18 protein-coding genes are annotated in these 18335 nt (G+C 66.4%); 12 read left to right on the top strand and 6 right to left on the bottom strand.

Translation table 11 applies throughout. The features are described from left to right. The first annotated feature begins 95 nt into the window (after positions 1–95). From mshD to pstB, 5 genes are all read left to right on the top strand, one after another. Positions 96–1067: a mycothiol synthase gene (gene mshD / locus ABD848_RS04220; RefSeq protein ID WP_344967491.1), complete on the top strand. Its 972-nt coding sequence runs from the start codon at positions 96–98 to the stop codon at positions 1065–1067. A gap of 286 nt (positions 1068–1353) precedes the next feature. Continuing rightward, positions 1354–2475, top strand: a complete 1122-nt coding sequence (gene pstS / locus ABD848_RS04225; RefSeq protein ID WP_344967493.1) for a phosphate ABC transporter substrate-binding protein PstS — start codon at positions 1354–1356, stop codon at positions 2473–2475. 397 nt (positions 2476–2872) lie between these two features. Further along, a complete protein-coding gene (gene pstC, locus ABD848_RS04230) occupies positions 2873–3838 on the top strand; it encodes a phosphate ABC transporter permease subunit PstC (RefSeq protein ID WP_344967495.1) in 966 nt (321 codons plus the stop codon). Continuing rightward, a complete protein-coding gene (gene pstA / locus ABD848_RS04235) occupies positions 3839–4924 on the top strand; it encodes a phosphate ABC transporter permease PstA (RefSeq protein ID WP_344967497.1) in 1086 nt (361 codons plus the stop codon). A 52-nt stretch (positions 4925–4976) separates the two neighbouring features. Then, positions 4977–5756, top strand: a complete 780-nt coding sequence (pstB, locus tag ABD848_RS04240; RefSeq protein ID WP_344967499.1) for a phosphate ABC transporter ATP-binding protein PstB — start codon at positions 4977–4979, stop codon at positions 5754–5756. Positions 5757–6422: 666 nt separating this feature from the next. Here the strand turns inward: pstB and ABD848_RS04245 are convergent. Together ABD848_RS04245 and ABD848_RS04250 are read right to left on the bottom strand one after the other, a co-directional pair. Continuing rightward, the gene (locus ABD848_RS04245; RefSeq protein WP_344967501.1) at positions 6423–7421 is read right to left on the bottom strand and encodes an inorganic phosphate transporter; all 999 of its coding nucleotides are present in this window, start codon (positions 7419–7421) and stop codon (positions 6423–6425) included. Positions 7422–7428: 7 nt separating this feature from the next. Continuing rightward, a complete protein-coding gene (locus ABD848_RS04250; protein ID WP_344967503.1) occupies positions 7429–8046 on the bottom strand; it encodes a DUF47 domain-containing protein in 618 nt (205 codons plus the stop codon). Positions 8047–8676: 630 nt separating this feature from the next. Between ABD848_RS04250 and ABD848_RS04255 the strand changes: the two genes are divergently transcribed. The 3 genes from ABD848_RS04255 (at position 8677) to purM (ending at position 11910) form a co-directional block, all read left to right on the top strand. After that, entirely contained in the window at positions 8677–9156 is a 480-nt protein-coding gene (locus ABD848_RS04255) for a sterol carrier family protein (protein WP_344967505.1), read from the top strand. Positions 9157–9246: 90 nt separating this feature from the next. Further along, positions 9247–10722, top strand: a complete 1476-nt coding sequence (gene purF / locus ABD848_RS04260) for an amidophosphoribosyltransferase (RefSeq protein WP_344967507.1) — start codon at positions 9247–9249, stop codon at positions 10720–10722. Between the two features lie 108 nt (positions 10723–10830). Beyond that, positions 10831–11910 (top strand): phosphoribosylformylglycinamidine cyclo-ligase, encoded by a 1080-nt coding sequence (gene purM / locus ABD848_RS04265; protein WP_425567428.1) that lies wholly within the window; start codon positions 10831–10833, stop codon positions 11908–11910. Positions 11911–12086: 176 nt separating this feature from the next. Here the strand turns inward: purM and ABD848_RS04270 are convergent, their stop codons facing one another. After that, positions 12087–12344: a DUF3073 domain-containing protein gene (locus ABD848_RS04270; protein ID WP_344967510.1), complete on the bottom strand. Its 258-nt coding sequence runs from the start codon at positions 12342–12344 to the stop codon at positions 12087–12089. A 355-nt stretch (positions 12345–12699) separates the two neighbouring features. On the opposite strand from ABD848_RS04270, the gene ABD848_RS04275 reads away from it, so the two are divergent. Both ABD848_RS04275 and bldC read left to right on the top strand, forming a co-directional pair. Then, the gene (locus tag ABD848_RS04275) at positions 12700–13677 is read left to right on the top strand and encodes a hypothetical protein (RefSeq protein WP_344967512.1); all 978 of its coding nucleotides are present in this window, start codon (positions 12700–12702) and stop codon (positions 13675–13677) included. A 735-nt stretch (positions 13678–14412) separates the two neighbouring features. Next, positions 14413–14616, top strand: a complete 204-nt coding sequence (gene bldC / locus ABD848_RS04280; protein WP_017593211.1) for a developmental transcriptional regulator BldC — start codon at positions 14413–14415, stop codon at positions 14614–14616. Between the two features lie 349 nt (positions 14617–14965). Here bldC and ABD848_RS04285 read toward each other — a convergent pair whose 3' ends face one another. Further along, positions 14966–15328: a YkvA family protein gene (locus tag ABD848_RS04285; protein WP_344967514.1), complete on the bottom strand. Its 363-nt coding sequence runs from the start codon at positions 15326–15328 to the stop codon at positions 14966–14968. 259 nt (positions 15329–15587) lie between these two features. Here ABD848_RS04285 and ABD848_RS04290 point away from each other — a divergent pair, with 259 nt between their 5' ends. Next, positions 15588–16445 (top strand): N-acetylmuramoyl-L-alanine amidase, encoded by an 858-nt coding sequence (locus ABD848_RS04290; protein ID WP_344967516.1) that lies wholly within the window; start codon positions 15588–15590, stop codon positions 16443–16445. A gap of 96 nt (positions 16446–16541) precedes the next feature. On the opposite strand, the gene ABD848_RS04295 is transcribed toward ABD848_RS04290, so the two are convergent. Continuing rightward, complete coding sequence (locus ABD848_RS04295) at positions 16542–17183, bottom strand: YigZ family protein (protein WP_344967518.1); 642 nt, start codon at positions 17181–17183, stop codon at positions 16542–16544. 108 nt (positions 17184–17291) lie between these two features. Here ABD848_RS04295 and ABD848_RS04300 point away from each other — a divergent pair, with 108 nt between their 5' ends. After that, positions 17292–17759 (top strand): NUDIX hydrolase, encoded by a 468-nt coding sequence (locus ABD848_RS04300; protein ID WP_344967520.1) that lies wholly within the window; start codon positions 17292–17294, stop codon positions 17757–17759. Positions 17760–17865: 106 nt separating this feature from the next. Here the strand turns inward: ABD848_RS04300 and ABD848_RS04305 are convergent, their stop codons facing one another. Then, entirely contained in the window at positions 17866–18129 is a 264-nt protein-coding gene (locus tag ABD848_RS04305; RefSeq protein ID WP_344967522.1) for a DUF6504 family protein, read from the bottom strand. Positions 18130–18335: the final 206 nt, after the last annotated feature.

The following is an 18335-nucleotide window of genomic DNA, read 5'->3' on the forward strand; positions in this document are numbered from 1 at the left end:
CGACCGGCCACGAGCCGGCAGGGATTTGGCTTCGATTCGGCATCGGCTCGACCCCTGGAACAAGCGGGCTGGCGACCGCCTCTAGTCTCGGCCCTATGAGCCATGTGCGCGTCACCGCAGAGCTTTCGCCCACTGAGGCGACAGCGGTTGCTGGGATCGCCGACGCCGCGCGGCAGCACGACGGTGTGGCTGCGCTCTCGGAGCAGACACTGCTGCGCGTCCGGCACGGTGCCCAGGGAAGCGAAGTCCACTTCCACCTGCTTTTCACCGGAGGGGAGGGGGACGACGCGGAATTGAGCGGCTTCGGTTTCGTCGAACGCATGCCCGAGGAACCGGACTTCGCCGAACTCGTCGTCACCCCAGAACAACGCGGCGCGGGACACGGCACCCGGCTGCTGGCGTCGCTGGCCGGAGACGCTTCGGAGCGGGGACTGCGGGTGTGGGCCCACGGGCGGACACCGCAGGCGGTTGCCCTGGCACGCTCAGCCGGCTGGGAACAGGTACGCGGACTGTGGAAGATGCGGCTACGGCTGCGGAGCACCGAGGAGGCTTCCGCCCCGACCTTGCCCGAACCGCATCTGAGCAACGAGCTCGCTTCGCGCCTGCATATCCGTACATTCGAGGTCGGCGCCGATGAGGAGGAGTGGCTGGCGGTCAACGCCCGCGCGTTCGCCGACCATCCGGAGCAGGGCTCGCTCACGTTGGCGGATCTGCGCCAACGCGAGGAGGAGGACTGGTTCGACCCCGCGGGGTTCTTCGTGGCGGTGGAGCGCGAGAGCGGCCGGATCGCGGGGTTCCACTGGACGAAGGTGCACGCCGACGGCGCCGGGCTGACCGAGGGCGAACCGGTGGGCGAGGTCTACGTGGTCGGGGTCGCCCCCGAGTGGCGCGGCACCGGGCTAGGTCGGACACTCACCGTCACCGGTGTGCGCTACCTGGCCGAGCGCGGGTTGCCGTGGGTGCTGCTCTACGTCGACGAGGAGAACCGGGCGGCGGTACGTCTCTACGAGTCGCTGGGGTTCACACTTTGGGACGCAGACGTCATGTACGCCATGCCCGACAAATAGGACAAAAAAGGATCATCAGGATACCACAAAGGGCGACCAACCGGTCATCGTAGCGTAACAAATTTACTTCCAAAACCGACAATTGGTAAATAAGGAACGCGGTTCACGTGATAGTCACCGTTGAGCCGCGTTTTTTTCGTTGTATTGCGCTTTTCCGTTCATACTCCATTCACTCTCGCTGGTAGCTCTGGTCACCTGGCCTCCCTACCTTCTCATTTGGCGCGGTCCACTCGATTCGATGGATCCGCTCAAAGGTGACGAAGCCCAGAGGAAGGACACCGGGGCTGTGAAGCTCTCCAGGTATGGCACTTACGGCCGGTTCGCCGGCGCCGCACTCGCCGGCACTCTCGCGCTGACCGCGTGCGGTAGCGACCAGGCCGTTGACCCAGAGCAGAGCGGCGCCAGCGCTGCCGACAACGCCAACTGCGTCGAGGGCGGCGGCACCCTGGCCGGCGCCGGCGCCAGCTCGCAGGAAAACGCTATGGCCGGGTGGCGCGCGGCTTACACCGAAGCCTGCCCCGACACCACGGTCAACTACGACTCGGTCGGCTCCGGTGCCGGCCGCTCGCAGTTCATCGAAGGAGCCACGGACTTCGCCGGCTCCGACGCGGCCCTGGACGAGACCGAGACCGAGCAGGCCACTGAGCGCTGCGGTTCCGAGGTCGTCAACCTGCCGGCCTACATCAGCCCGATCGCCATCATCACCAACCTGGAGGGTGTCGACACGCTCAACCTCAAGCCTGAGGTGATTGCCGACATCTTCAACCAGGAGATCACCAACTGGAATGACGAGGCGATCGCGGCTGACAACCCCGACGCCGACCTGCCCGACCAGAAGATCGTTCCGGTGAACCGCTCCGACGAGTCCGGCACCACCGAGAACTTCGTGGCCTACCTGTCGGCCGCCGCCGGCGACGCCTGGCCCCACGAGATCAGCGGTGACTGGCCCATCGAGCCGGTCGAGGCCGGTCAGGGCTCCTCCGGCGTCGTCCAGGCCGTCGAGGGCGGCGAGGGCACCATCGGCTACGTGGACGCCTCCCACGTGGGCGACCTGGGCACCGTCGCGGTGGGCGTCGGTGAGGAGTTCGTCGAGTACAGCCCCGAGGCTGCCGCGGCGATCGTGGACGCCTCCCCGGAGCGTGCGAGCAACACCGAGAACGACCACGCGGTGGACCTCGACTACACCACCGAGGAGAGCGACTCCTACCCGATCGTGCTGATCAGCTACCACATCGCCTGCATGGAGTACGAGGACCAGAAGACCGTCGACCTGGTCAAGAGCTTCCTGGGCTACGTCATCAGCGAGGAGGGCCAGCAGGTCTCCGCTGACGAGGCCGGCTCCGCGCCGATCTCCGACGAGACCCGGACCAACATCCAGGAAACGCTCGACGCGATCTCGGCTGCCTAACAATTAGTACGACCACAGTGTCGATGAGGGTAGGGCTCACACGCACCGGTGGGAGCCCTACCCTTAGCGGCGTTTGGTGGCCCGTCGTCGTCACGCCGATCGACGGGCCCGGTGGGCGCGGTGGCCGCCGCGCCCACCGGCAAGGACACCGCACGGATCGGGCCCGCTACTCGGCAGCGCCGCCCCCGTGGCACGCCCGATCCTTCATTCGCAACACGCCGGTCCCGCCATCGGCGGCCCGGAGCCGTCCCACGAACCACCCCGGGTACGCCCCAGTATGTACCAGGCCTAACGAGCATGGGCGGCTTTGCCGTAACCAGCATCGACGATTCGAGAACCCGAGTCGCGGTCTGTCGCATTTGGGGCGAATCGTGAACCATCTCGACCGGAGTTTCACATGACCGTCACAGAAGAGCCGCCTAAGGACGCGGAGGCTCCCCGAGCCAGGCGCCGGATAGGTGATGCCGTCTTCGCGAACGCCGCGCGGGGATCGGCATACCTGATCCTGGTCATCCTCGTCGGGGTCGCGGTGTTCCTTGTCATCCGATCCTGGGACGCGCTCGCCGCCAACACGGCGAACTTCCTGCTCAGCTCCGAGTGGAGCCCCAATACGCGCGAAGACCCCGAGTTCGGTGTTTTGGCGCTGATATTCGGCACCGTGCTCGCCGCGGCGATCGCGCTGATCATCGCCACGCCCATCGCTATCGGCATCGCCCTGTTCATCGTCTACTACGCACCACGCCACATCTCAGCGGTGCTGGGCTATCTGGTGGACCTGCTCGCGGCGATCCCCAGCGTCGTCTACGGCCTGTGGGGCATCGGGTGGCTAGTCCAGCAGCTCGGGCCGTTCTACGACTGGCTCGCCCGCTACTTCGGGTTCATCCCACTGTTCCAGGGGCCGGTCTCCACGACCGGCCGGACCATGCTCACGGCGGGCATCGTGCTCGCGGTGATGATCCTGCCGATCATCACCGCCATGACCCGCGACGTATTCGCCCAGGTCCCCAAGCAGCACCGCGAGGCGGCGCAAGCACTGGGCGCCACTCGCTGGGAGATGATCCGCATGGCGGTGTTCCCCTTGGGGCGCCCCGGCATCATCGGTGGCGCCATGCTCGGCATGGGCCGTGCGCTCGGCGAGACGATGGCCGTGGCCATGATCCTGTCGCCGTCGCTGGTCATGTCCTTCTTCCTGCTGCAAAGCGGCAACCAGACCATCGCCGCGCACATTGCGCTGGAGTACCCGGAGGCCACCGGCTACGGAGTGTCGGCGCTGATCGCCGCCGGCCTCGTGCTGTTCGCGATCACGCTGGTCGTCAACATGGGCGCGCGTTTCGTCGTTTCGCGTGGCAAGGAGTTCGCATAAATGACCACAGTCACCAAAGACACCGCCGGGGCCGCCGGTGGCCCTCCGAGCAGTTCGCAGTTGCTTACCGGAACCCTGCCGAGCTACCTGGCGCCGGTCCTGCTGGTGGGGTTGGCCATCGTCGTGGCCGCAGCGCTCGCCCCGCTGGGGATGCTCAGCCTCCCCGTGTGGGCTGCAACCACCTTCGTCGTCTTCACAATCGCGATCACCGTGACGTCGGCGTTGGTAGAGAACCGGCGCCGGGCGATGGACCGGTTTGTGACCTCCATCGTCTACGCTTGTTTCGTGCTGGCCATGGTGCCGCTGGTGGCCCTGTTGGGGACGGTGGTAGTCGAAGGCATCGGCCGGTTCGACGGCTACTTTCTGAGCGTGTCGATGCAAGGCGTGCTGCCCACCATGGACGCCGGCGGCGTCTACCACGCGATCGTGGGCACGCTCGCCATCACTGTGTTTGCCGCGCTGATATCGATCCCTATCGGGTTGATGACAGCGATCTACCTTGTGGAGTACGGCCGGGGCCGCATCAAGGCGGTTATCGTGTTCTTCAACGATGTCATGACCGGTATCCCCTCCATCGTGGCCGGCCTGTTCGTGGTCGCGCTGTGGCTCGTGGTGTTCGGCCCCGGGGAGACCAACGGTGCCGCCGGCGCGATCGCGCTGTCGGTGCTGATGATTCCGGTCGTGGTCCGTTCGTGTGAGGAGATGCTGCGGCTGGTGCCCAACGAACTCCGTGAGGCGTCCTATGCACTGGGCGTGCCGAAGTGGCTGACGATCGTGAAGGTCGTGCTGCCCACGGCCATCGCGGGTATCACCACCGGCATCATCATCGCTATCGCCCGCGTCATCGGGGAGACCGCTCCGCTGATCCTCACCGCCGGATCGTCGGCGGTGGCCATCAATTGGAACCTGTTCAACGGACAGATGATGAGCCTTCCGGTGTTCATCTACTCCCAGGTCCGCATGGGCGGTGCGGTCAACTACGAGCGCGCGTGGGCAGCGGCGCTCACGCTGATCCTAGTCGTCATGCTGCTGTTCCTGACCGCCCGCATGATCTCGCGGTTCTTCGCGCCGTCGACGAGGCGCTGACCGCCCGACGCCGACATCACCAGCTTCCTAGCTCGAACTTTGAGGAACCACAGTGGCCAAGCGCATTGATGTCTCCGGACTCCACGTGTACTACGGCGATTTTCTCGCCGTCGAGGACGTGTCGATGACCGTCGAACCGCGGTCGGTGACCGCCTTCATCGGCTCGTCGGGCTGCGGCAAGTCGACCTTCCTGCGCACCCTCAACCGACTGCACGAGGTTGCCCCCGGCGCGCGCGTCGAGGGCAAGGTCATGCTTGACGACCTCGACATCTACCAAAGCGATGTCGATCCGGTGGCGGTGCGCCGCGAGATCGGCATGGTCTTCCAGCAGCCCAACCCCTTCCCGACGATGTCGATCTACGACAATGTCATCGCCGGTTCCAAGCTGAACAACAAGCGCATGCGCAAAAGCGAAGCCGACGACATCGTCGAGCGCGCGCTGCGCGGGGCGAACCTGTGGGAAGAGGTCAAGGAACGTCTCAACAAGCCGGGGTCGAGCCTGTCGGGTGGGCAGCAGCAGCGGCTGTGCATCGCCCGCGCGATCGCGGTCGAGCCGGCGGTGCTGCTTATGGACGAGCCGTGCTCGGCGCTGGACCCTATCTCCACGCTGGCGATCGAGGACCTCATCGCCCAGTTGAAGGAGAACTACACCATCGTGATCGTGACCCACAACATGCAGCAGGCCGCGCGGGTGAGCGACACGACGGCATTCTTCAACGTCGCCGGTACCGGCGAGCCAGGGCGGCTGATCGAGGTGGGTGAGACCAACAAGATCTTCACCAAGCCCGAACAAGCCGAGACCGAGCGCTACATCACCGGCAGGTTCGGCTAGCCCCGACTGTTGCTCCCGGCTCCTTTTGACGACGGGGCAGGGAAGGGCGGCGGGAGACCGAGAGGAGGCGCTCTGACCGCTCCCGCCGCCGAGAACCTCTACCGCGGGCAACGACGGGCAGGGCCGCCCCGGGGGTGCGGTGGGGTGTGGCTTCGGTCTGCGGAGAGTGTGCGGGGTTTCCCCTCGCTCGTGCCTCGATCGCTGCGCGATCTCAGCAGCCCAGGGCGGGCTGTGCCTGAGGGAGAACGGGGACTACGACGGGGGGCTTGGGGCCGGCGTGGAGCCACCACCGCGACCGGACAGACGGGAGCGGGACCGATACCGCAACAGGGCAAACGGGAACGGGACCAACACCGTGACGGGGTCGACGGGGGCGGGGTGGCTCGGCGGCTTCCGGCGTGTTCTCAGCCACCGCCCCACCGGCATATCCCCCGCACCAGCGGCCCCGGCACAACAGCGCTGTGTCAAAGACACAGCGCCCCCTTTCAAGGCTGCCGAGATCGCGCAGCGATCGAGGCACGAGCCAACGGAGAACACTCCCGCCCCAGGCACCCACCAACCCACCCCCAACGTGACAAACCCACAGACCCCCCTTCCACCGGGACACAGGACGCTCGACCGCCTCACTACGGCTGAAGCGGGGAGGGCTGTGCCGCTAGAAGCCGCTCACAGCAGCGGCCACAGCATCCAGTATGAGATGGCGGCCACCATGGCGGCTCCGGGCAGTGTGAACAGCCACACCACGACGATGTTGCCGGCCATGCCCCACCTGACCGCACGCAGCCGCTCCGCCGCGCCGACACCGACGATGGCCGAGGTGACGGTGTGGGTACTCGACATCGGTACGTTCCATATGAACGACGTGGCGTAGGTGATCGCGGCGACGGTGGCCTCCGCGGCGAAGCCACGTGACGGGCCCATCTGGATGACCCTGCGACCGAGCGTGCGCATGATGCGCCAGCCGCCCGAGGCGGTCCCCAGCGACATGGCGATGGCCGCCAGGATCACCGCCCACGTGGGAACGTCGTAGTTGTCCTGGCTGCCCGTGGCGATGAGCGCCAACACGATGACGCCCATCGTCTTCTGCGCGTCCTGCAAGCCGTTGCCCAGGGCCATCGCGGATGCGGAGACGCATTGGGCGACCTTGAACTTGCGGCTGAGCACCTGGGGACCGCGGTTGCGAAACGCCCACAGCATTGACAACATCAGCAGGAATCCCAGGACATAGCCCACAACCGGCGCGAGCAGCATCGGCAGCGCGAAGGTGCGGGCGACCCCGGGCCAATCCACGGTCGTGGCCGAGGCCAAGGCGGCCCCCAGCATTCCCCCCACCAGGGCGTGTGAGGCGGAGGAGGGCATGCCCTTGTACCAGGTGAGCACGTTCCAGGCCACGGCGCCGACGAGCGCGGCGGCGAGCACGGCCAGTCCCTGGTTGCCCTGGGGTGCGCTGATGATGTGGCGGCCGATGGTGCGGGCCACCCCCTCTCCGAGGAAGGCGCCGATGACGTTCATGCTGGCGGCCATGACCACAGCCACGCGGGGCGTGAGCGCGCGGGTCGAGATTGCGGTAGCGATGGAGGTGGGAGCGTCGTGGAACCCGTTGGTGTAGGCGAACGCCAGTGCGAGTACAACGACAACGACGAGAAATGAAGTATCGGGAGACACTGAAGTTTCAGGATTCCTTGACCGCGATGCTCTCCACGGTGTTGGCTACGCTCTCGAAGGCGTCAGCCGCCTTCTCCAGCTCCTCGATGACGTCTTTGAGTTTCATCACGGTCAGCGCCTCGTAGGCGCCACTGAAGAGGTGTGCCAGCAGCCGGCGGTAGATTTGGTCGGCCCGGTTCTCCAGTTGGTTGATCTCAATCCAGTAGCTGGTCAGGTCCTTGAGCGAGCGCAAGCGAGGCATAGCCTCAGCGGTGAGTTCGGCGGCGCGCTCCAGCACCTCAACCTGGTCGATGATGCCTTTGGGGAGGCGATCGATCTCGTAGAGCCCGATGAGGTCGACGGCGGCGTCCATAGCGTCCATCACGTCGTCGAGACAGGAGGCCAGTCTGTAGATGTCGTCGCGGTCGAAGGGAGTAACGAAGCTTTCGTTCAGGCGGCGCAGGATCGCGTGCGTACGCTCATCCCCGGCGTGCTCGCATGCGCGCATCTTCTCGGTGATGGCGTCGCGGTCAGCGCCGTCACTGATCAGTTCCACCAGCAGCCGGGCCGCTATGACCAGGTTGTTAGCCGAGTCAGCGAACATTTCGTAGTAGCTGTCGTCGCGCGGAGTCAGGCGCAGGCGCACATCCATCTCCCGAAGTGCGGTAGTCGTCCATGCAGGATGTTAGGGGCACCAATCGGGCATAACGGTCACCGTCCGACTGATGGGCACAGCCGGACGTCCTCCCCCGCCCCAAGCGCGGGGGATCGTTGCCTATTCACTTCTTGTTGCTCGGCCCGCCCAAAGCCGGAGGCAGGGGTAGGAGGGGCACACAGTCGGTCAGTCGCGGCCACACACGGGGGGCACACCGCTAGGCGCCACGTTCAGCCGCAGGTCACCTCACCTACGAGGAGACGAACGCGACACGAAGGCCAGTAGAACACATGGCCCGTCGCGGCCCCTACCCCGTTCATCATGCATCACCACCGATGTGACACACCGCATTCACCGATCATTTAACGCACGTTCTTGTCATTGCCAGTTTTAGCTGATTCAGATTCCAGAGCAAGCGAATCCGGAGGAAACGAGACGCTTCCGGTATCTCCGCTCGCAAGGCCACCTTGGTCGACCGAGCCGCCACAGACCCGCCTCGTTTCCCGATCGTGACCGAAATCGCGTTAAATGCGACCTCACCACAGCACTACATTTTGTTACGGTTCAAACACAAAAAGCTTCTCGGATGTCCGAATCAGATGACGCTCTAGGCTGAGAGGCGTGGCAGCCAAATCCACCGCGGCGCAGCGTCGCCACGCGACCCTGCGCGCTGCACTCGACGAGCAGCGAGCGGCCTTGGACGAACCGCCCTACAGCGGCGTGGATCGGCCCTCGCCGGTCCTGACCGCGTGTGCCGGCGCGGTCCTGCGCGCTTACGAGCAAGGCCGGCAGCCGACCAAGGCCGCACTACGGGCGGCGGTACGCGGCACCCTGGCCGAGCTCGCCGAGCGGGCTCCCGGTCACGCCCTCGAAGTCCGCGTGCCGCCCGTGGGCGCCGTGCAGTGCATGGCCGGGCCGCGGCACACGCGCGGCACCCCGCCAGGGGTGGTGGAGACCACCCCGCGCATGTGGTTGGCGCTCGCTCTAGGCGAACGCTCGTGGGAGGCAGCCGTGGCCGATCACGACGTGAACGCCAGTGGTGTCCGGGCCGATCTGGGCGCACTGCTTCCGTTATGGCAGCCGGTCCACGACGCGACGTGAGCAGGTGGCCTGCGGGGTGAAGGCGGGTGAGAGCCGCTGTGAGCTCCCCGGTTACCCCGGAGTTGGTGGAGTGCCATTAAGCTGAGGGGCGTGGCGCATTCCGACGGCCGGCTCAGCACCGACATCGATCCTCTTGAACGCGCACCACAGGACGCCTGTGGGGTATTCGGTGTCTGGGCCCCAGGCGAAGAAGTCAGCAAGCTTACCTATTTCGGCCTCTACGCTTTACAGCACCGGGGCCAGGAATCGGCCGGCATCGCGTTGAGCGACGGCGAGCGCATCGTCGTTTACAAGGACATGGGACTGGTGTCCCAGGTCTTCGACGAAGCGACGCTGGACTCGCTCAACGGTCACTTGGCCATCGGGCACTGCCGGTACTCCACCACCGGGTCACCGGTGTGGGAGAACGCCCAGCCCACGTTCTACACGGCGCGCGCAGGCGGGCTCGCGCTGGGGCACAACGGCAATCTGATCAACACGCCAGAGCTAATGGCGATGCTGCCCGAGAACCGACTCAACGCCACCACCGACAGCGAGGTACTCACCGGCCTGCTGGCGGCCGATCCGCAGCGCAGCCTCGTGGATGCCACTCTCGACGTGCTGCCAAGGGTCAAGGGCGCGTTCTCGCTGGTCTTCATGGACGAGCGGACCCTTTACGCCGCCCGCGATCCGCAAGGCATCCGGCCGTTGGTGCTGGGGCAACTGGAGTCGGGGTGGGTCGTGGCGAGTGAGACCGCCGCTCTCGACATCGTCGGCGCGACCGTGGTGCGCGAGATCGAGCCCGGCGAGCTACTCACGATCGACGACAGCGGCCTGCGATCGCGACGGTTCGCCCAGGCCGCCCCCAAAGGCTGCCTGTTCGAATACGTGTACCTGGCCCGACCCGACACCACGATCGCCGGCAGCAACGTCAACGCCAGCCGAGTCGAGGTGGGGCGCCGGCTGGCCCACGAACATCCCGCCGAGGCCGACCTCGTCATCCCGGTTCCGGAATCGGGCACCCCGGCCGCCGTGGGCTATGCCGAGGGCAGTGGTATCCCGTTCGCCCAGGGGCTGGTCAAGAACTCCTACGTGGGCCGCACGTTCATCGAGCCCAGCCAGACCCTGCGTCAGCTCGGCATCCGGCTCAAGCTGAACCCGCTGCGCGAGGTGATCGCCGGCAAGCGTCTGGTCGTGGTCGACGACTCCATCGTGCGGGGCAACACCCAGCGAGCGCTCGTCGGCATGCTGCGCGAGGCCGGAGCGACCGAGGTGCACGTACGCATCTCCAGTCCGCCGGTGCGGTGGCCCTGCTACTACGGGGTTGACTTCGCGACCAAGAGCGAGCTCATCGGCGGCACCTCCTCCCGGGAAGAGATCCGCGCCTCCATCGGCGCCGACTCGCTTGGCTACATCAGTCTCGACGAACTCATCTCGGCCACTGAGGTCCCCAAGAACCGGCTGTGCCGGGCGTGCTTCGACGGGGTGTACCCGATCGAGGTCGAGGAGGACTCGCGCGGCAAGTACCTGCTGGAGAAATCCTGCGGAACCCCCACCGAGCAGCCGTTGGCCTCGTCGGGACGGTAGGCCTGCGGCCCCGCGCGGGTGGCCGTCCCCGCGTTTGGAAGGCGGGCTGTCGCGCCGCAGGCGAGGCTGCCTAGGCACGCTCGCGTTTCCGCCGCTGCCGCGGGGCCAATGACACATGAGAGGTTTTGGGTGGCAGAAGGGTCCAACAGCAGTTCGGCGTATGCCGCCGCCGGTGTCGACACGGCCGCGGGCGACCGGGCCGTCGACCTGATGAAGCGGCACGTGGCCAGTACGGGAAGGCCGGAACTGGTTACCGAGGCCAGCGGTTTCGCCGGGCTGTTCCGGCTCGATACCGCCAAATACCGGGCTCCGGTACTGGCCACGTCCACCGACGGGGTGGGCACCAAGATCATGCTGGCCCAGCGCATGGGCCGTCATGACACGATCGGCATCGACCTGGTCGGGATGGTCGTCGACGACCTCGTGGTCTGCGGGGCCGAGCCGCTGTACCTGACCGACTACATCGCCTGCGGCTCGGTGATCCCCGAACGCATCGCCGAGATCGTCGCGGGCATCGCCGCGGGGTGCCGGCAGGCCAACTGTGCGCTGATCGGCGGCGAGACGGCCGAGCATCCGGGAGCCATGGCCCCGGATGACTACGATCTCGCGGGCGCGGGAACCGGCATTGTGGAGGCCGACGCGGTCCTGGGGCCCGATCGGGTAGGGGTCGGCGACACCGTGATCGCTATGGCCTCGTCGGGGCCGCACTCCAACGGCTACTCCCTGATCCGCCGTGTGATCGATCAGGCCGGGCTGGACCTGACGGACCAGGTTCCCGAGCTAGGGGATGCCGTGCTCGGTGAGGTCCTGCTCACACCGACACGTATCTACGCGCTGGACTGCCTCGCCCTGGCGGCCGAGGTGGAGGTGCACGCCTTCGCCCACATCACAGGCGGCGGTCTGGCAGCGAACCTGCGGCGCTGCCTGCCGGCAGAGGTGGACGCGGTCATCGACCGGACGACGTGGTCCCCGCCTGCGGTGTTTGGCTACCTGGCCGAACAGGGCGGTATTGCAGCCGCGGATATGGCCGCCACGTTCAACATGGGCGTGGGTATGGCGGCGGTGGTGGCCCCGGAAGCCGCTGACCGGGCTGTGCGGCTCCTGGAGGAACGCGGCGTGCCGGCGTGGGTCATGGGGCGCCTCACGCCGGGAACGGGACAGGTGCAGCTCGATGGCGACCACCCGTAGCCACGTGTGGTCGCTGCCGGTGCAGCGTGGTAGGCGGTACTGCCGGCTGTGTCCGCATGCGGACACAGACCGGCCGGTTCGCTCCATGCTCATGGAGCGGACCGGCCATATTCGCCTGTGCTCAGCGGGCCCGGTTATGCGGAGAGTGTGCTGGACCGACGGTTCGGGTGAGCGATCTAACGGCGCTGATCCGAACGCTCGGACTCTGCCTCCGTCGAATCATCGCCGACCGTGTGCTGATCGGCCAGGTCCGCATAACGGTCGACCAGGTCGTCGTAAGGGTCTTCATAGGTGTCGGATCGATCCGAATCCGACCCACTGTCCTCAGCGACACCCAGCTCTGCCCGCAGTTGGTCCAGATCGGTCCCACCGGTGTTGTACTTCAACCGCCGTGCGACCTTCTGCTGCTTGGCCTTGGCTCGGCCGCGCCCCATTGGCTCGACCCCCTCAACGATTGGGTTTCCCTGAACCCCGAATCACTAGCAAAACCGCAATGCCGGGCTGACGGCCGTCACCGCACTGACGACAGGCGCCAGCTTACGTACGGATACAACCGTACCCGGTTTAGAACTCGCCTGCCTACGCCGCCCGCGCACGAACGCGCGCCGTATCTCGACCGCGGGCAGCATGTGGTGGGACGTACCGCCCCGGCTCGTCAACACTCATAACATCCACGCTCGCCCCCTTCCGGGGTCTGGCTTCACGGCCGTGGGTGCGACAGCCGTGCCGACGGAGCCGAAAGAGCGACTCTCATGAGCACACTGTTCCCTCGGCCCGGATCTTCAATCGATGAGTGTCGCCGCTAACGATATATGCCACGATGCGATCGTGCTGCCCTACACCGCCTATCTTCGTGTCTACCAGCCCATCAGCGCCTTCTCCGGTCCGGATCAGGCCTACTGGCGAGATTATGTCGAATCCTCCCGCCGCCCCCGCAGAGCCGGGGCGGTGGCAGCCGAGCACGCCGAGAGCCTGCGGCGGCTCGTGGCCAGCCCACCGATCGTGGCTCCGGAGTATGAGAGCGGCGATGCCTACGTCCGGCGCGTGGGCACAGAGCTGTTCATCTGCCCCTGGCAGACGCGACTGCGCTCACTCCTGGCGTTTGAGGACTTTTACGTGTCCACCGCCGCCAAGCTGCGGACGGCGTTCATGCCTGAGTCGGTGGCCGAGTCGACCGAGGAGGCCCTGGAGCGCAGGCGCGAGCGGGGCGAACCTATGCAGCCGCAGATCCTGACAAGCTCGTGGACCGTTCCGCTGCCGTGGTTCGCGGCGTTCGACGCCGAAGAACGCTGCCTGGTACTCAACACCACCACGGAGACGGTCAACTGGGAGGAGGCCGTCTCGTCCACCCAGTCGACCCCCGGAGAGCCCGAGTTGGTGGATCTTGGCCGGCATCCGGACGCCACCCCGATCCCCAAGCGCGCGCTGCTCTACGTGACCGAGGTGGAGCGGGCCAGAGAGCGCCTGGAGCGCACGATCTCGGTGCTGCGCGCGACGATGGATGAGAGCGCGGCGCTGGTGGCCACGGAACGGCTTGACGACTGGCTGGCAGGCGTGGGGGCTCACCCGCGCGGGCTGCTCGAACTGGACTATGGCGGCCTGGTGCACCTGCTCAGTAACGATGAACTGCGCGAGGACCAGTCGGTGGCGGAGGTCAAGGCCGCTGTGTCCGGGCTGGAATCGGGGGAGCGCGAGGTGACGCTGGCGATGTATCGGCGGCTCAACGCTCGGTGGAAAGCCGTCCAAGAGCTGGAACACGCCAACTAGTCGGCGCCTCGCAGCGTAAGGTCGCAAGATACACGCCATCCGACACGACCGCGGCGCGTGATATCGCCCAGATCTCACGGAATCCGAAGCATCATTGCATTGGAGTGTTACACGCAGGTCTCGTTAGCTGGACTACCAGGTTTCTTCGCAGTGTCACCCAATCCATTTTGGGTAGAGATGGTATAGCTCCGGACGAGCTACACAGTTGGCGTCATCTTTGCTGAAAATGGGCATAACAGTCGATAGAGATCAATATAGACTGAGCATTAAGTCGACACCGACTGCACGCTCAGTAATCGAAAACCACTGGCACATAGGGATCACCACCGTGCGTGAGGGGCATCCGCCCAGCGGATGAAGCACGGGGGAAAGATCGCCGAGGATTCGCGAAAGGGCTGGTGAAAGGCAGCTATAGCTGCCCCTCCAGTGGAGGTCGCCCCACTTTCAGCCAGCCCTTACGGCGCGCTTTCGGTTCGCCGGATCGAGAAAAACAGGGCCGGAGGACGAAGTTTTGACCGAATACGCCACATGCCACTAAACGTGTCGCTAGAATCACTCAGCGTGATGCACTGCATGGTGACTTTGGCACCCCATCCAACAAAGTCGCGTTAAGTGGTCGCGTAATCACCTCGGGTGATGCCAATATAGACCTAGAGGGCAATATTGGACATCCGGGCTAGGTGCCAGGATAAGGCTCAGGATCGGCACACAGATCCGGGAGGAGAGGCCGTACAAATGTCAACTCGCACGCCCGAGGCGGAGCCCCTGTTGACCCCTGCTGAGGTCGCCACCATGTTCCGGGTAGACCCCAAGACCGTCACCCGCTGGGCGAAGGCTGGCAAGCTGACCTCAATCCGTACATTGGGTGGTCATCGCCGCTACCGCGAAACCGAAGTTCGAGCGCTGCTTTCGGGTATCCCCAGCCAGCGCTCAGAGTGATCTCCCCCCGTGCCGCATCCGGGGGGATAAGCGGAAACTTTCTTACGTGTCAGGGGCGGACCGCGCGGGCGGACCGCCCCCTTCCTGTGTCCACGGGGCTCAGCCGCACCACCTCGTAAGGCACGTGCGCTGGCGCGAGCGGGGCGAGCCTGCCGCACGGCCACGGACAGCGCGAGCCTGAGCCGGCCGCACCGGTGGGGAAACCCCCAACCCCCGACGACCACGGGACGACCGCACCTCCGAGCCCGAGCGGGACGCGCGGTCGTCAACAGCCGATCGCAGCGCGGGGTGGGCTTGGGCCCGCACCGCCCCGGTGCCGGGTGCGGGAGCGCTGCCGACACCGCCCGGCTCAGTCGACCACGTTGCCCTCCACGTAGTGCGTTCCGCGCTGTTCCCATTCGAGGTAACGCTCCGTCTCGCCGATCAGGCTCGCGGTGAGCCAGACGGCGATCCCGACATCGTCGACCAGACCGGGGAAGAGGAACACCAACTCCGGAATCATGTCGAACGGGGAAATGATGTAGGCGAGGGCCAGCAGGAACAACACCAGCCGGCTCGTGGAGAGTCGCGTGTAGCGGCCACGCAGTCGAGCACCGAACATACGCGGCATAGCGGCGATGCGCGCCCCCAAAGAGGGCTTTCCCGGAGCGGTCCCCTCGTGGACCACCCGCCAAGCCGCTGCGCCGGCGGCGGCGCGGTTGGACTTACGCACTGTCTACTCACCTCGATGGGGATCGGTACGGGGGGTTTCACGATATGACGTGTCGCTCGCTCGTGATGTTCCCTCGATCAAGGCCGGTATGCACCGCACCGCGGTGGAGCTCGACACCCCCTGCGCTCACGCGCGTCCCGCACCTTCCGGAGTCCGATGTGTCGTAGGTTATGGGGCGGCAGTAATACGCTCGACACATTCTGGGGGAAATATCCAGAAAAACCACAACACCCCGCGCCGGGCGTATCGGGTTCTTGGGGTGACCGCGGTCGTTATCGCCGTGCCGCTGTTCGGAGCCTATGGTTGCGCCAGTGAGAACGCCACGCCGAAACCCGGGGTTACGGCGACGATTTCGCTTCCGGGGCCGACAGGCGACGAGGGCGCGTCGGCGGGCGCGCGACCTCCCGCCGACAACGCCGGCCCCGCCCGCAGAAACCAGCGCGCCTCCCCATGGTCCGGGATGACAGTGGTCATCGACCCGGGACACAACGGTGGCAATGCCGAGGCCGCTGAGGAGATCAGCCGGCAGGTCCCGTCCGGTCCCGGCGAGAAGTCCTGTGACACCGTGGGCGCCGAGAGCGCCGACGGCTACGCCGAGCACCGGTTCACCTGGGAGTTCTCCCTGCTCCTGCGCGAACGTCTGGAGGAGCGGGGGATCGAGGTCGTGATGACGCGCGACGATAACGAGGGGGTCGGCCCATGCATTAACGAGCGGGCCGCCATCGGCAACCGGGCGGCGGCCGATGCCGCGATCTCCATCCACGCAGACGGCGCCCCCGCCGACGTGCGCGGCTTCCACATCATCGCCCCCGGACACCTCGACGGCTACACCGACGACATCGTCGAGCCCTCCCGCCAACTCGCCACGGACCTGCGTGACCGCTTCCACGAACACGCGAACCAGCCCTACGCCGACTACATCGGGGAGGAGGGCATCGACGTCCGCACCGATCTGGGCGGGCTGAACCTCTCCGACGTCCCCAAGGTGTTCTTGGAAGCCGGCAACCTGGGAAACCCGGAGGATGCCGCCAAGCTCACCGAGCCAAAGTGGCAGTCCCAAGCCGCTGGCGCGGTGGCCAAAGGGCTCATCGACTACCTGCACCGCCAACGCGACTGAATCGCCCCGCCGCCGGCTACTCGTGCGGCGACCGCCAGAGCCCGGCGGAGGAAGGCGGCCGGAGGCGGATGCGGCTCGTCCGCAGCGATGTGCTCCTTACGGCTCGACTTCCACCGTCGTCGTGCCGTTCACCTCGCACAGGGCCGCCCCACCGGTCCACTCGGCCAGCCGCGCCCGGAAGTCGGAGAGCTCGGTCTCGGCAAGAGCGAGGTCGACGCGCACGTCGGCGCCGTAATCCACCTCCAGCACCCGGTAACCGGAGTCGCGCAGGTCGCTCTCCAGCCGCCCGGCGTGGGTGTAGTCGACGAGTACGGACACCACCAGCAGGTTGCGCCGCAGCAACGTTCCCACCGCCCCGATCCCGGCCGAGACCGCGTTGCCGTAGGCCCGGATCAGCCCGCCGGCGCCGAGTTTCACGCCGCCGAAGTAGCGGGTGACAACGGCCACGGTGTCGGTCAGCTCCCGCTGGCGCAGAACCTCCAGCATGGGGACACCGGCCGTCCCCGAGGGTTCGCCGTCGTCGCTGGAACGCTGGATCTGCCCTTCAGCTCCGATGACGTAGGCGGTGCAGTTATGGGTGGCGTTCCAGTGCCGTCTGCGCCGCTCGGCGATGAACGCGCGGGCCTGCTCCTCGGTCTCCACTCGCGCGAGCGCGCAGATGAACCGGGACTTTTTGATGTCGAGTTCGTGTTCGCCGTCGCGCTGGATCGTTCTCGTGGCTCCCCCTCGGATGGGCATGGGACCGCCATGACGGCCCGGAGTCAACGTTGTACTTCGAGACCGCTACCGAACACAACCGGCGGTTCCGAGAGGGGCCTGCCAGGGGCGGGAGACTACGGTTGGGGCATGCCCACCCCAGAGTTCATCCTCCGATTGCGCGAACACATCGGGCATCAACTGCTGTGGCTGACCGGAGTGACCGCTGTCGTCATCGACGGCGACAGCCGCATCCTGCTCCACCGCAGGGCCGACGACGGCCACTGGGCACCCCCGGGCGGCATCGTGGAACCGGGAGAGCAGCCCGCCGCGGCACTGGTGCGCGAGGTTTACGAGGAGACCGGCGTACACGTAGTCGCCGAGCGGGTGGCCAGTGTGGTGACCGAACCGCCCTTCACCTACGCCAACCAAGACGAAGTGCAGTTTCTCGATATCGCGTTCCGGTGTCGCCCGATCGGCGGCGAGGTGACCCCGGGCAGTGACGAGTCACTGGAGGTGGCCTGGTTCAAGCCAGACGAGCTTCCCGCGATGAACGAGCGCGTCATGCGCCGGATTCGGCACGCCCGGCAGGAGGGGCCGGCCTGGTTCAGCGGGTGAGCCGACCTGCCGGCCTCGCGAGACGAGCCGATGCCGGGTGGCGAGCGCGCGGCGCGACGGTGCCCGCCGCGCCGCGCCTACGGTTGGGCGCCCCTGCGCGGGGCACTCACCAGAACCGGCGAACGATCCAGTGGTTGGTGGCGGTGTCCAGCGTGAGGTCGGCGATGTTGGCCTGTCCGCCATCGGACTCCGCGGCCACACGTACCAGGCAAAAGTCCGGGCGATCCGGTGTGTTGTCTCCCCCCTCGGACTGCGAGTTCCACCTGCCGATGACCCGTCGCACCCGGTACATGTGCCCTCGCCACGCGAAAAGGGCGGGCTGGCCGGCAGTGGTCGATCTGACGTCGATCCGTTCGTTGTAGAGACTCACGACACCAGTATATCGAACGTCCGTTCGAAAAGGCGGGGAATTGGCCGCACGAACCGTTCCCCCACCCTAGGGCGCGCGGCGGCGAGCACTGGCGCCATCCCCGGCCACACAAAGCGAGCCACCTCACCTGACCTCGAACAACGCCACACAAGAAGGAGTAACCGACCCTCATCTCGGGCGTGTCGCGACAGGTCCCACCTCTCCCA

This window comes from Salinactinospora qingdaonensis (genome assembly GCF_039539445.1).
Lineage (GTDB): Bacteria > Actinomycetota > Actinomycetes > Streptosporangiales > Streptosporangiaceae > Salinactinospora > Salinactinospora qingdaonensis.